At 63.3% G+C, this 13,634-nt stretch carries 11 protein-coding genes; 10 read left to right on the top strand and 1 reads right to left on the bottom strand.

Annotation, left to right across the window (positions count from 1 at the left end):
• Positions 1–49 precede the first annotated feature (49 nt).
• The 10 genes from RKP46_RS01885 (at position 50) to RKP46_RS01930 (ending at position 10,958) form a co-directional block, all read left to right on the top strand.
• Complete coding sequence (locus RKP46_RS01885) at positions 50–1,330, top strand: nucleotide sugar dehydrogenase (protein WP_311105054.1); 1,281 nt, start codon at positions 50–52, stop codon at positions 1,328–1,330.
• Positions 1,331–1,392: 62 nt separating this feature from the next.
• Entirely contained in the window at positions 1,393–2,307 is a 915-nt protein-coding gene (locus tag RKP46_RS01890; RefSeq protein WP_311105055.1) for a transglycosylase SLT domain-containing protein, read from the top strand.
• 100 nt (positions 2,308–2,407) lie between these two features.
• Positions 2,408–3,307, top strand: a complete 900-nt coding sequence (locus RKP46_RS01895) for a serine protease (protein ID WP_311105056.1) — start codon at positions 2,408–2,410, stop codon at positions 3,305–3,307.
• A 118-nt stretch (positions 3,308–3,425) separates the two neighbouring features.
• Positions 3,426–5,390 (top strand): ATP-dependent DNA helicase, encoded by a 1,965-nt coding sequence (locus RKP46_RS01900; RefSeq protein WP_311105057.1) that lies wholly within the window; start codon positions 3,426–3,428, stop codon positions 5,388–5,390.
• The gene (locus RKP46_RS01905; protein WP_311105058.1) at positions 5,387–6,733 is read left to right on the top strand and encodes a hypothetical protein; all 1,347 of its coding nucleotides are present in this window, start codon (positions 5,387–5,389) and stop codon (positions 6,731–6,733) included. The genes RKP46_RS01900 and RKP46_RS01905 overlap by 4 nt, the downstream gene beginning before the upstream one ends.
• Complete coding sequence (mobB, locus tag RKP46_RS01910) at positions 6,730–7,257, top strand: molybdopterin-guanine dinucleotide biosynthesis protein B (protein WP_311105059.1); 528 nt, start codon at positions 6,730–6,732, stop codon at positions 7,255–7,257. Before RKP46_RS01905 ends, mobB begins: the two co-directional genes overlap by 4 nt.
• Positions 7,258–7,294: 37 nt before the next feature.
• Positions 7,295–7,546 (top strand): molybdopterin converting factor subunit 1, encoded by a 252-nt coding sequence (gene moaD / locus RKP46_RS01915; RefSeq protein ID WP_311105060.1) that lies wholly within the window; start codon positions 7,295–7,297, stop codon positions 7,544–7,546.
• A 1-nt stretch (position 7,547) separates the two neighbouring features.
• Positions 7,548–8,000, top strand: a complete 453-nt coding sequence (gene moaE / locus RKP46_RS01920) for a molybdopterin synthase catalytic subunit MoaE (RefSeq protein WP_311105061.1) — start codon at positions 7,548–7,550, stop codon at positions 7,998–8,000.
• An 83-nt stretch (positions 8,001–8,083) separates the two neighbouring features.
• Positions 8,084–10,663, top strand: coding sequence for an ATP-dependent chaperone ClpB (gene clpB, locus RKP46_RS01925; protein ID WP_311105062.1), 2,580 nt, complete (start codon positions 8,084–8,086; stop codon positions 10,661–10,663).
• A gap of 94 nt (positions 10,664–10,757) precedes the next feature.
• Entirely contained in the window at positions 10,758–10,958 is a 201-nt protein-coding gene (locus tag RKP46_RS01930; protein WP_311105063.1) for a DUF3460 family protein, read from the top strand.
• Positions 10,959–10,967: 9 nt separating this feature from the next.
• Here the strand turns inward: RKP46_RS01930 and RKP46_RS01935 are convergent.
• On the bottom strand, positions 10,968–13,634 hold a 2,667-nt coding region (locus RKP46_RS01935; RefSeq protein ID WP_311105064.1), incomplete at its 5' end, for a bifunctional acetate--CoA ligase family protein/GNAT family N-acetyltransferase.

The following is a 13,634-nucleotide window of genomic DNA, read 5'->3' on the forward strand; positions in this document are numbered from 1 at the left end:
CGGGATGGCTCCACGCAAGAAGCATGAGATATTGAAAGGCAAATGATTCATGACGATAGTCGCTGTAGTGGGTCTGGGTTACGTGGGATTGCCGCTGGCCGTCGAGTTCGGCAAGACGCGTCGCACCATCGGTTTTGACCTTTCTGAAAGCAAGGTTTCGTGCTACCGCCGCAAGTTCGATCCGACTGGCGAAGTCAGCAGTGCCGATCTTACGGCGGCAACCCAGCTCGAGGTCGGGACCGACCCGCAGGCGCTGGCGGAAGCCGATTTTGTCATCGTCGCCGTGCCGACGCCGGTAGACCAGGCGCACCAGCCTGACTTCACGCCGCTCGCCAGTTCGTCCGAAGCCGTCGGCCGGAACCTCAAAAGAGGGGCAACGGTCGTTTTCGAGTCGACCGTCTACCCGGGGGCAACCGAGGAGATCTGCATTCCGATCATCGAGAAGTTTTCTGGAATGAAGTGGAAGCAGGATTTCTTCGTCGGCTACTCGCCGGAAAGGATCAACCCGGGAGACAAGGAGCGGACGCTGACGAAGATCGTCAAGGTGGTTTCGGGGGACACCCCGGAAACGCTCGAACGAGTCCGCGCAATGTACGCCAGCGTCATCACAGCGGGCGTCTATTCGGCCTCAAGCATCAAAGTTGCCGAAGCGGCCAAGGTGATCGAGAACACTCAGCGCGATCTGAACATTGCGTTGATGAACGAACTGGCGATCATCTTCGATCGCATCGGCATTGACACGCTGGAGGTCCTGGAAGCAGCCGGCAGCAAATGGAACTTCCTGCCCTTCCGGCCGGGACTGGTCGGTGGCCACTGCATCGGAGTCGACCCTTACTATCTGACGCACAAGGCCGAGATGCTGGGCTATCACCCGGAGGTCATCAACGCCGGCCGCCGGATCAATGACGGAATGGGCAAGTTCATTGCGGAACGTACCGTCAAGCAGATGATTCGCAACGGCTGGCAGGTCAAGAACGCACCGATCATCGTGCTCGGGCTGACCTTCAAGGAAGACTGTCCCGACCTGCGCAATTCGCGGGTGATCGACGTGATCCGTGAGTTGGAGTCGTACGGCGCCCAGGTCGTCGTACACGAGCCGGTGGCTGATCCTGACGAAGCGCGCCATGAGTACGGCGTAGAACTCGTTGCCTGGGATCAATTGCCCAAGGCAGCAGCGATCGTCGCGGCCGTTGCCCATCGCCAGTTCAAGGAGCGTCCAGTGGCCGATTTTGCCGACAAGCTGCAAGCGAACGGTGTTCTCACCGACGTCAAGAGCATGTTCGATGAAGCGCAGCTCGTCGCCCACGGCATCAGTGTCTGGCGCCTCTAGGACGGCACCAGGCGCTGCTCACCTTTGGCGAAAATTCACCCGCTCGCTGCTTGGCCGTCTCCATGAAGCTTCCCGTTCACTCGTTTTCAACGGCACGCCGCACCCTGCTTGTCGGCGCCATCGCGCTTGCCGCGACGCTGCCCGTCGCGGCTGCTGACGCTGTCCGCAGCGAGGCGGAAGCCGAGCGTCTCGCCGCCCTGCGCAAGGAAGCGCAAAGCTATGAGCACGGCGAAGGCGTGCCCAAGGACTATGCACGAGCGGCCAGACTCTATTGCGACGGCGCCCGCCTGGGGGACGCCGAAGCGCAGTTCAATCTCGGCTGGATGTACGCCAACGGGCGCGGCGTCGAGCGTGACGATGCGCGCGCTGCCTATTTCTTTGCCCTCGCAGCCAAGCAGGGACATCAACACGCCGAGCGGATGAGCCGTTTCGTCGGCAGCCCGGCAACCACTACCCCCGAGTGCATGCGGCCACCGGAGATGCCCGAGATCCCGACTGAACCGGTGCTGCCAAGCAGCGAGGCACAGAAAAAGGTCATCAGCCTGGTCAACCAGTTGGCACCCGAATACGGAGTCAGTCCGCGTCTCGCTTTGGCGGTGATCCAGACCGAATCAAACTTCAACACGCAGGCCTTGTCGAACAAGAACGCGCAAGGCCTGATGCAACTGATTCCCGATACCTCGGCGCGCTTCAACGTGAAGAAGCCCTTCGACCCGGAGCAGAACCTGCGCGGCGGGCTGGCCTACCTGCGTTGGCTGCTGGCCTATTTTGAAGGCGACGTCAGCCTCGTAGCAGCCGCCTACAATGCCGGCGAGGGCGCGGTGAACCGTTACCGTGGCGTGCCGCCATATGCCGAAACGCGTGGCTACGTCAAGCGCATCATCAGCCTTTTCCGGCGCGACGACCACCCCTACGACGCCAGGATTACCAACCCGTCACCAGAACTGCCGCGCATCCGCCTGCTCAAGGGCTCTTGAACCTGCGAACCGCGGCGACCTGGCAAGCCCCGTGCAGAGATTTGGCACCTTCGCCGGCGGCATGGCGTGTGAGCCGATACGCACCCCTTTGAGGATCAGCATGCACCTGCCAACCATCACCCGGCCGGTAGTGAGCCGGCGGCCACCGGAAAGCCCGCGACAACCGGCGATGCCCCGACCAGCCAGGCTGACGCTGATTGAATTCGGCGAGCGATCGCCGCAGCGAGGGCTGCAACGCTTGCTGGGCTTCGCTTGCTGCTTGATCCTCGTCCTCTCCCGATTCGCCCTGGCCGACGCCGATCTGCCACAGATCATCGAACGCAACAAGCCGTCCATCGTCGCCGTCGGCACGTATCAGGCAACGCGCAGCCCGCAGTTTGTCATGCGCGGCACGGGCTTCGTGGTCGGCGACGGCAGGCATGTCGCGACCAACGCGCACGTCGTGGCCGAAATGGCCGATATTGCAGCCGGGCAAAGCCTGGCCATCGTCGCGCCGAATGCAGCGCGCGTGCCACAACAGCGAGCTGCACGCGTCGCCGTGATCGACCAGGCGCACGACCTGGCCCTTTTGCGAATCGACGGCAGCCCACTTCCAGCGCTCGAACTGCACAGCTCGGGTCCGGTGCGTGAAGGCCAGGCAATCGCCTTTACCGGCTTTCCGATCGGCGGGGTGCTCGGCCTGTCGCCCGTCACACATCGCGGAATCATCTCATCGATCACGCCTATTGCCATTCCTGGAGGCAACGCGGGGCAACTCAACGCCAAGCTTGTCCGCCAGATCAGGGATGGGAGCTTCGACGTCTATCAGCTTGACGCAACCGCCTACCCGGGGAACAGCGGCGGCCCACTCTACGAGCTCAGCCGCGGCGAGGTGATCGGCATCATCAACATGGTGTTCATCAAGGAGCGAAAAGAATCGACCCTGAGCAAGCCGTCCGGAATAAGCTTTGCCATTCCGGTACACTTCCTGCGTGAGTTGCTGCGCCAGGCGGGCAACTGAAGTGCAGGCGAGTGTCGGCGGCATTCGCGCGTCTCCCCGACGAGCGACGCGCCGACCGAGCGCATGATTTCCCGCGGCTTGCCTTGGCGGGCAGTCGCGCGCGCCCGCATCTGGTAGCATGCCGGGTGACTTCGACGGACTACAGAACACCACTTTGCTGGCCGACATCTTTTCTGCCGACGGCCCGCTCGCAGCGGGCATCCCCGGCTACCGCCTGCGCAGCCAGCAGATCGAGTTGGCCGAGTGCATCGCTGCGGCGATCGCCGAACACCGCGTGCTGGTAGCCGAAGCTGGAACGGGAACCGGCAAGACTTACGCCTACCTCGTCCCAGCCTTCCTTTCCAGCGGCAAGGTGATCATTTCGACCGGCACCAAGAACCTGCAGGATCAACTCTACGCACGTGACATCCCGACCATCCGCCGGGCGCTGGCGTCGCCGGCCAAGGTAGCGCTGCTAAAAGGCCGCGCCAACTACGTCTGCCACTACCACCTGGCGCGCGCCCTGGCCGACGGTCGCTTCCTTTCGCGCGAAGACGCTGCACATGCGCAAAGCGTCGCCCGTTTCGCCAAACGAACGGTTTCCGGCGACAAGGCGGAATGCCCGGACGTCCCCGAGAACGCCGGCGTATGGGGAATGCTGACCTCGACCCGCGACAACTGCCTCGGGCAGGAGTGCCCCAATCACCAGGAGTGCTTCGTCCTCGCCGCCCGCCGCGAGGCGATGGCGGCCGATCTGGTGGTGGTCAACCATCACCTCTTTTTCGCCGACGTGATGTTGCGCGACGAGGGTTCGGCCGAACTCCTGCCGGCCTGCAATACGGTGATCTTCGATGAAGCGCACCAGCTGCCGGAGGTCGCCAGCCTGTTCTTCGGCGAAAGTGTGTCGACGGCGCAGCTCCTCGATCTGGTGCGCGACACCAGGCTCGAGGTCGCGGCCGCTGCGCGTGACTGCCTCGATCTCCCCGCGCTCTGCACCAGCCTCGACAAGCTCGCCAAGGACTGGCGTCTGAGCCTGCCGGTCGAGCCGGCACGACATGCGTTGGCCCAGCTTGCCGGCCGCCCGGCATTCGCCGCGGCGCTTGCCGCCACATTGGAGGCACTGGAGTCGCTGACGCGTGTGCTAGCCACTCAGGCCGAGCGTAGCGAGGGGCTGATGAATTGCTCGCACCGCGCCGCCGACCTGCTCGTTCGCCTACGCAACTGGCAGGCGGGCGACGGCAGCGACAAGGTGCGCTGGGCAGAAACCTATGCGCACGCGCTGCAGCTCAATGCGACACCGCTGATCATCGCCGACATCATGCAGAAGCAGATGAGCGGACGGCCGCGGGCCTGGGTGTTCACTTCGGCTACGCTCGCCGTACAAAGTGATTTCACCCATTACTGCAGCGAAATGGGCTTGGTCGATGCGCAATCAGCGCGTTGGGAAAGCCCTTTCGACTACCCGCGACAAGCCCTGCTCTACGCACCGACGAATATTCCCGAACCAAACACCGCCGACTACTCTGCGGCCGTCGTTCGCGCGGCATTTCCGCTCGTCGAAGCGAGCCAGGGGCGAGCCTTCTTCCTATGCACCTCGCTGCGGGCCATGCGCCTGGTACACGAGTTGCTGCTCGCCGAGCTGAGTCGCGCCGGGCTCGACCTGCCCTTGCTGCTGCAGGGCGAACAGAGCAAGAACGACTTGCTGGAGCGTTTCCGCCGTCTCGGCAATGCGATCCTGATCGGCAGCCAGAGTTTCTGGGAAGGCGTAGACGTGCGTGGCCAGGCGCTCTCACTGGTGGTCATCGACAAGCTTCCCTTCGCGCCGCCGGACGATCCGGTTCTCTCGGCGCGTATCGACAAGCTTCGGCGTGAGGGGCGCAATCCCTTCCTGGAGTACCAGCTGCCGCGCACAGTGATCAACGTCAAGCAGGGCGCAGGCCGGCTGATACGTGACGAAACCGACCGCGGCGTGTTGATGATTTGTGATCCCCGGATGATCGGCAAGCATTACGGCAAACGCATCTGGCGCAGCCTGCCACCGATGCGCAGGACGCGCGATTTGGCTGAAGCCGTCGCTTTCTTTACCGGCCAGGAAGCACAGTGAAGCGTTTGGACGAGGAAATCTGCCCAGGATGGGGCCTGGCGCACCCGGCGGACGGCCCGGCCAGACCCGCAATCGCACGGCCAGGCCAGCGCCGTGTCGGCGCCGAGCCCGATTTCCTGCGACTTGCGCGGGCAACCGGCCAGCACGCACTGCGCACAGACCCGCGCTACGCGGCGCGCGCCAACCTCTTTGCTGACAGCACGGTGCAGGCCAGCAGCGAATACCTCAGACTGATGGCGCGCACAGTCGCTGCCGTCGAGCGCGTCGCAGCGCTGCCGGCGTTTCGCCAGCGCGTCCTGCAGCATGCCGCGCCGATTGCACAGCATCCGCCGCGTTGTGCTGGAGTGTTCCTTGGTTACGACTTTCATCTGACGACCAGCGGCCCCCGGCTGATCGAAATCAACACGAACGCCGGCGGACCGCTGCTCAACACGCGTTTGCTCGCCAGCCAAGCGTCCGACCAATGCCCGTCTGCCACGGCGCGTGCCGCGGCGGCCTGCATCGAAGCCGATTTCGTGGCCATGTTCCACGACGAATGGCGACTTGCGCTGGGTGCCGGCGAAGCGCGCCCACTCAGTCGCATCGCCATCATCGACCGAGAGCCCGCCAACCAGTATCTGGCGCCGGAGTTCGAACTGTTCCGGCAGGCATTCGAGGCGCAAGGCATCGCTGCGCTCATTGCCGATCCACGCGAGTTGTCTTTCGACGGGCTACGCCTGAACTGCCGCGGCCAGGCCATCGACCTGGTCTACAATCGGCTGACCGACTTCGCCCTGGACGAGCCGCAGCATGCTGCGCTGCGTACGGCCTATCTGGCCAATGCCGTCGTCCTCACGCCGCATCCGCAAAACCATGCCCTGTATGCCGACAAACGGAACCTCGTAGCACTCGCCGACAGCGCCTGGCTGGAACGAATCGGCGTCGACGACGACGATCGCGAGATCCTGGCGGCAAGCATTCCACCGACCGTAGCGGTCCTGACGGGTAACGCGGAAGCCTTTTGGCACAGCCGTCGGCAGTGGTTCTTCAAACCGGCTGCCGGCTTTGGCAGCAAGGCGGCGTATCGCGGCGACAAGCTGACGCGCCGTATTTTCGCCGAAATCGCCGCGCACGGTGGCTACGTCGCACAGCAGGTCGTTGCTCCACCCGAACGCCCGGTGGTCGTCGACGGCGTGACCGAGCATTTCAGGATCGATCTGCGCAACTACGCGTATCAGGGGCGCGTCCAGCTCGTTGCGGCACGCCTCTATCGCGGGCAGACGACCAACTTCCGGACGCCGGGTGGCGGCTTTGCTGCCGTTTTTCCGCTTGCCGGACCAGACGGGAAAGACAGCCGCACATGAAGCTTTTCGGCATCGCCGGCTACTCAGGCTCGGGCAAGACGAGCCTGATTGAAAACATCTTGCCGCTGCTGACCGCGCAAGGACTGCGCGTTTCGGTGCTCAAGCATACCCACCACGACTTCGACATCGACCGACCCGGCAAAGACTCGTACCGTCACCGCCAGGCCGGCGCACACGAGGTCCTGCTGGCGAGCAGCGCGCGCTGGGTCCTGTTGAAAGAACTGCGGAGTGCAGCCGAGCCGACGCTGAGCGACTACGTCGAGCGATTCGCGCCATGCGATCTCGTCCTCGTCGAAGGTTTCAAGAAGGAGGCCATCGCCAGGCTGGAAGTTCATCGGCCGGCGACGGGTCAACCGCCCTTGTGGCCCGACGACCCACAGATCGTCGCGGTCGCCTCCGACCGCCCACCCCCGGATAACCTGCGGCCCGGAGTCGCCTGGCTGGATGTCAACGACGCACCGGCGATCGCCCGCTACATTCTCGCCCGCGCCACGCCGCTGGCGGTGGCAGGCGCCATCGACTGAGATGAGAGCGTAGAAGCGAGCAAGGAAGAAACGATAGATGCTGAGAATTCTCTATTTTGCCGGGCTGCGCGAGCAGCTTGCGACGAATCAGGAAGATCTGCCCCTGCCAACCGGGGTGCACGATGTCGCCGGTCTGCTTGCCTTCCTTGCCGCGCGCGGCGGTGACTGGCAACACCTGCAGCGCACCAGGAACCTGCGCTGCGCGGTAAACCAGGAGATGGCAAGCTTCGATTGTCCATTGCGCGGCGATGAGGAACTTGCCTTCTTCCCCCCGGTAACCGGAGGCTGAAATGCAAGTTCGCGTGCAGGAAAGTGATTTTGAGGTGGCCACAGAACTCGCGGCAATTTGCCGCAACCGGCCGCAGATTGGTGCCGTCGCCTGTTTCGTCGGTCTTGTACGAGACATCAGCGAGCACAGCGAAGTCCGTGAACTGACCCTCGAACACTACCCCGGAATGACCGAAAAGGCGCTCCAGGCGATTGTCGACCAAGCGGCGCAACGCTGGCCGATCATCGACGCGCGGGTCGTGCACCGCGTCGGCCGGCTGCAACCCTGCGATCAGATCGTCCTCGTCGCCGTCGCCAGCGAGCATCGCGGCGACGCTTTCGCCGCCTGCGAGTTCATCATCGATTACCTGAAGACGCACGCCCCATTCTGGAAACGTGAGCTCACGCCGAGCGGCACGCGCTGGGTTGAAGCGCGCCAGGCCGACGAGCAGGCGAGCGAGCGCTGGCGACGCTGAGCGAGCCATCAGCGAGTCGTTGACTTGGCGCAGAACGTCCCCATTTCTGCTCCATCTCACCGACTTCCTGCAAGGACAAAACGATGCGTTTCGACAAGCTGACGAGCAAATTCCAGCAAGCCCTGGCCGACGCCCAAAGCCTGGCCATCGGGCACGACAACCAGATAATCGAGCCGCAGCACCTGCTGCTCGCCTTACTGCAACAGGACGATGCGACGACCGCTTCGTTGCTGGCGCGCGCCGGGGTCAATGTGCCGCCGCTGCGAGCGGCGCTGAGCCAGGCTGTTGGCCGGCTGCCGAAAGTCCAGGGACATGGCGGCGAAGTTCAGATCGGTCGCGATCTGAGCAATCTGCTCAACCTGACCGAGCGCGAAGCCCAGAAGAGGGGCGATCAATTCATCGCCTCCGAGCTCTTCCTGCTCGCGCTGTGCGACGACAAGGGCGAGTGCGCTCGCCTGGCGAAACAGCACGGGCTGGTCAGGCAGTCGCTCGAGCAGGCGATCAGCGCAGTGCGCAGCGGACAGACCGTCGACAACCAGGAGGCCGAAGCGCAGCGCCAGTCGCTCAGCAAGTACTGCATCGACCTCACCGAGCGTGCACGCCTGGGCAAGCTCGACCCGGTCATCGGGCGCGACGACGAAATTCGGCGCACCATCCAGATTCTGCAGCGGCGAACGAAGAACAACCCGGTTCTGATCGGCGAACCGGGAGTGGGCAAGACGGCGATCGTCGAAGGTCTGGCGCAGCGTATCGTCAATGGTGAAGTCCCTGAAACGCTGAAAGGCAAGAAGGTGCTCAGCCTCGACATGGCGGCACTGCTCGCCGGCGCCAAGTATCGCGGCGAGTTCGAAGAGCGGCTGAAAGCCGTGCTCAAGGAAATCGCCCAGGACGAAGGCCGGATCATCGTCTTCATCGACGAACTGCACACCATGGTCGGCGCCGGCAAGGCGGAGGGCGCGATCGACGCCGGCAACATGCTGAAGCCGGCGCTGGCGCGCGGTGATCTGCATTGCGTCGGCGCAACGACGCTCGACGAGTACCGCAAGTACATCGAAAAGGACGCGGCGCTCGAGCGGCGTTTCCAGAAGGTCCTGGTCGACGAACCGACGGTCGAATCGACGATCGCCATCCTGCGCGGTCTGCGCGAGAAGTACGAGCTGCACCACGGGGTCGACATCACCGATCCGGCGATCGTCGCCGCGGCCGAACTATCGCAGCGTTACATCACCGACCGCTTCCTGCCCGACAAAGCGATCGATCTGATCGACGAAGCGGCAGCGCGGATCAAGATGGAGATCGATTCCAAACCAGAGGCGATGGACAGGCTCGACCGGCGAATGATCCAGCTCAAGATCGAGCGCGAAGCAGTGCGCAAGGAGCGCGACGAAGCATCGAAGAAGCGCATGCACCTGATCGAGGAAGAACTGGTCAAGCTCGAGCGCGAATACAGCGACCTGGACGAAATCTGGAAGGCGGAAAAGGCGCAGGTCCAGGGCAGCACGCAGATCAAGGAGGAAATCGACAAGCTCAAGCTGGAGCTTGCCCAACTGCAGCGCGACAACAAGTGGGACAAGGTGGCGGAGATCCAGTACGGCCGCCTGCCGCAGCTCGAAGCGCAACTGAGCGCCGCCGAAAAGCCGGACAGTGGGCAGCGGCCGAACCGTCTCCTGCGTACCGAGGTCGGGACCGAGGAAGTCGCCGAAGTCGTCTCGCGTGCCACCGGGATTCCGGTCGCCAAGATGATGCAGGGCGAGCGTGAGAAGCTCCTGCAGATGGAGGAGCGAATCCACCAGCGGGTCGTCGGACAGGACGAAGCGGTGCGCCTGGTGGCCAACGCGATTCGTCGTTCGCGCGCCGGGCTGGCCGATCCGAACCGACCGTACGGATCTTTCCTCTTTCTCGGACCGACCGGCGTCGGCAAGACCGAACTGTGCAAGGCGCTCGCCGCCTTCCTGTTCGACTCGGACGAACACATGATCCGCGTCGACATGAGCGAGTTCATGGAAAAGCACTCGGTGTCGCGCCTGATCGGCGCACCACCGGGCTATGTCGGTTACGAAGAAGGCGGCTACCTGACCGAAGCGGTGCGCCGCAAGCCCTACTCCGTCGTTCTCCTCGACGAGGTGGAAAAGGCGCACCAGGATGTCTTCAACGTCCTGCTCCAGGTGCTCGACGATGGCCGCATGACCGACGGTCACGGACGGACGGTCGACTTCAAGAACACGGTCATCGTGATGACCTCGAACCTTGGCAGCCAGATGATCCAGCAGATGGCCGGTGACGACTACCAGCTCGTCAAGCTGGCGGTAATGGGCGAGGTGAAGACCAGTTTCAGACCTGAGTTCATCAATCGGATCGACGAAGTGATCGTCTTCCATGCGCTCGACGAGCAGCACATCCGTTCGATCGCTACCATCCAGCTCGCTTACCTGAAGCGGCGTCTGGCCCAGCTCGACCTGTCGCTCGAAATCAGCGACAGCGCTTTGGCCGAAGTCGCGAGCGCCGGTTTCGATCCGGTCTATGGCGCGCGCCCATTGAAGCGAGCGATCCAGGCGCAGATCGAAGACCCCTTGGCGCGCGCAATCCTCGAAGGGCGCTTCGCCGCCGGCGAAACGATACGCATTGCCAGCACCGGCGGCATCATGCGCTTCGAGAAAGCCTGACCCGGGCCGCGCCAGGCTCACCAAACAGTGGGTATAATCAGCCTCGGCGCGGCTGGCACAACGCGCCGCCAATTATTCTCCGGGAGCAGTTGACATGGCCTTGTACGAGTCTGAACACACCAGGTTCATCCGCGAAATGATGCAGAAACACCCCGAATGGCAGGAAGACCAGCGCCGCGGACGAGCCATCTGGTGGGACAGAAAGATTGCAGCACACGACGAGAAGACGCGCCGGGACGCGGTCGAACCGCATCGACCGTATCCCTATGACGTGAATTTCGTGCCTAAACCGTAGGCTTGGGCGCTAGTTATTCAGCGGCTTGACGACCCGTTTGACCGCCGGGTCGTCAGGATGCGGGTGAATCGAAAAGCCGAGCTTGGTCATCAGGCTGAACATCTTGGTGTTCATCGAGAGGACGTCACCGACCACCGTCCGGTAGCCTTTCTGGCGCGCGCAATCGATCAGGGCGCTCATCAGTTTGCGGCCAACGCCGTGCTTCTGCCATTCGTCTGCCACCGCCAAGGCGAATTCGACTGATTCGCCGTCCGGATTGGTGACATAGCGCGAGACGCCAATCTGCACTTCCTTGCCATCGGCGTCGAGAATGGTCGCCACCAGCGCCATTTCGCGGTCGTAATCGATCTGCGTGAAACGCACGAGCATCGCCTGCGTCAACTCGCGGATCGTATCCATGAAGCGATAGTACTTGCTCTCCTCGGACAGACCGATGACGAACTGCTGTTCGCGCTCGGCGTCCTCCGGGCGAATCGGACGAATGGTCACCACGCGACCGTCGGGCAGTTCCCAATCCTGAATCAGATGAATCGGATAGGGGTGAATCGCCATATGCGAGTAGCGATCACCCGACGACGCGGCATAATCGATGATGATCCGGGCATCGGCGGCGATCGCCCCGTTTTCATCGACGATCAGCGGATTCAAGTCGAGTTCCTGCAGCCAGGGAAGCTCGCAGATCATCTGCGAAACGTGCAGCAGCACCTCGATGAGCGCGTCGAGGTTGACCGGCGGCATGTTGCGGAACTCGCCGAGCAGTTTCGAAGCGCGCGTGGAAGCGATCAGGTCACGCGCCAGGAAGCGGTTGAGCGGCGGTAGCGCAACCGCCCGGTCGCTGAACACCTCGACCTCGGTTCCGCCGGCGCCAAAGGTGATGATCGGACCGAAGATGGGATCGCGCGAGACGCCGATCATCAACTCGCGGCCGTGCGAGCGGGCAAGATAAGGTTCGATCGACAGACCGTTGATGCGCACCGTCGGATGCCGCTTCTTCACCGTCTCGATGATGTCGTGGTAGGCGTTGCGTACTGCCGGCGCATTTGGAATGTTCAGGCGAACACCACCAACCTCGCTCTTATGCACGATGTCGGGCGAATCGATCTTCATCGCGATCGGAAAACCGATCTGCTCGGCGAGCAGCAGCGCCTCGGTCGGCGTATGCGCGACCATCGTCTGCGCAACGGGAATCCGGAAAGCACGCAGAATCGCCTTCGACTCCATCTCCGAGAGCAGCTTGCGGCGCTCGTGCAGCACCGCTTCGATCAGCATCTTGGCGCCTTCGGTCTCCGGGCGGGAATGCTTCGACGACGGCGACGGCGTCTGCAGCAGCAGCTTCTGGTTCCAGTAGTAGGTCGAGATGTGGTAGTACAGCTCGACGGCCGTCTCCGGCATGCGGAATGCGGGAATGCCGGCATCCTCGAGCATCGTACGCGCTTGATGGACCTGCTCCTCGCCCATCCAGCAGGTCAGGATGGGCTTCGCAGTCAACAGGTCGACGTCGATCACCGCCTTGGCGACTTCGACCGGCTCGGTCATCGCCTGCGGCGCCAACATGACGAGAACGCCGTCGACGGCTGCATCCTCGGCGACCGCCAGGATTGCATCGTGGTAACGTTTTGGCGTCGCATCACCTTCAATGTCGACCGGGTTGCGCTGCGACCAGGTCGCCGGCATCGCCGCATTGAGCGCCTGAATCGTGCTCGCCGACAGTTCTGCGAGTGGAATGTCGAGGTCACCCGCCCGGTCGGCCGCCATCGCCCCCGGCCCGCCGCCGTTGGTGACGATCGCCAGGCGCTTGCCCTGTGGCCGGAACTTGGACGCCAGCGCCTTGGCAGCGTAGAACAACTGGCCGATGTTCTTCACCCGCACCACACCGGCACGCCGCACGGCGGCCTCGAAGACCACGTCCGAACCGGCCGCCATCCCCGAATGCGTCTCGACGGCGGCCAGGCCCCCGGCGTGCCGACCGGCCTTGAGGAGAACGATCGGCTTGATCCGTGCCGCCGAGCGCAGCGCACTCATGAAGCGGCGTGCATCGCGAATACCCTCGACGTAAAGCAGGATGTAGTGCGTCAGGTTGTCGTAGATCAGATAATCGAGAATCTCGCCGAAATCGACGTCGGCCGTACCGCCCAGCGAAATGACGCTGGAAAAACCGACGCGGTTGCTGCTCGCCCAATCGAGGACGGCCGAGCAGATCGCGCCGGATTGCGAAACCAGCGCCAGATTGCCGACGTTGGCGCGCACCCGGGCAAAGGTCGCGTTCAGCCCGAGACTGGGGCGAATGATCCCCAGGCAGTTGGGCCCGAGCAGACGCACGCCGTAGCTGCTGCGCGCAATCTCCATCATCTTGCGTTCGAGCGCCGCGCCCGCGTGGCCGGCCTCGGCAAAACCCGAGGTGATCACGATCACGTTCTTGACGCCGCTGCGCCCGCATTGTTCGATGATCCGCGGCACCGTCTGCGGCCGGGTGACGACGATCGCCAGCTCAACGCGTGCGCTGATCTCCTCGATCGACCGGTACGCTTGCGCGTCGAGAATCTTCTCGTGCGCCGGGTTGATCGGGTACAAACGCCCCTTGTAGCCTGATTCAAGTATGTTCTTGAAAAGGACGTTGCCGACCGAGTTCTCTTGCTCGGAGGCGCCGATGACGGCGACCGATTTCGGTTCAAACAG

This window comes from Accumulibacter sp., assembly GCF_031732815.1.
Classification (GTDB): domain Bacteria; phylum Pseudomonadota; class Gammaproteobacteria; order Burkholderiales; family Rhodocyclaceae; genus Accumulibacter.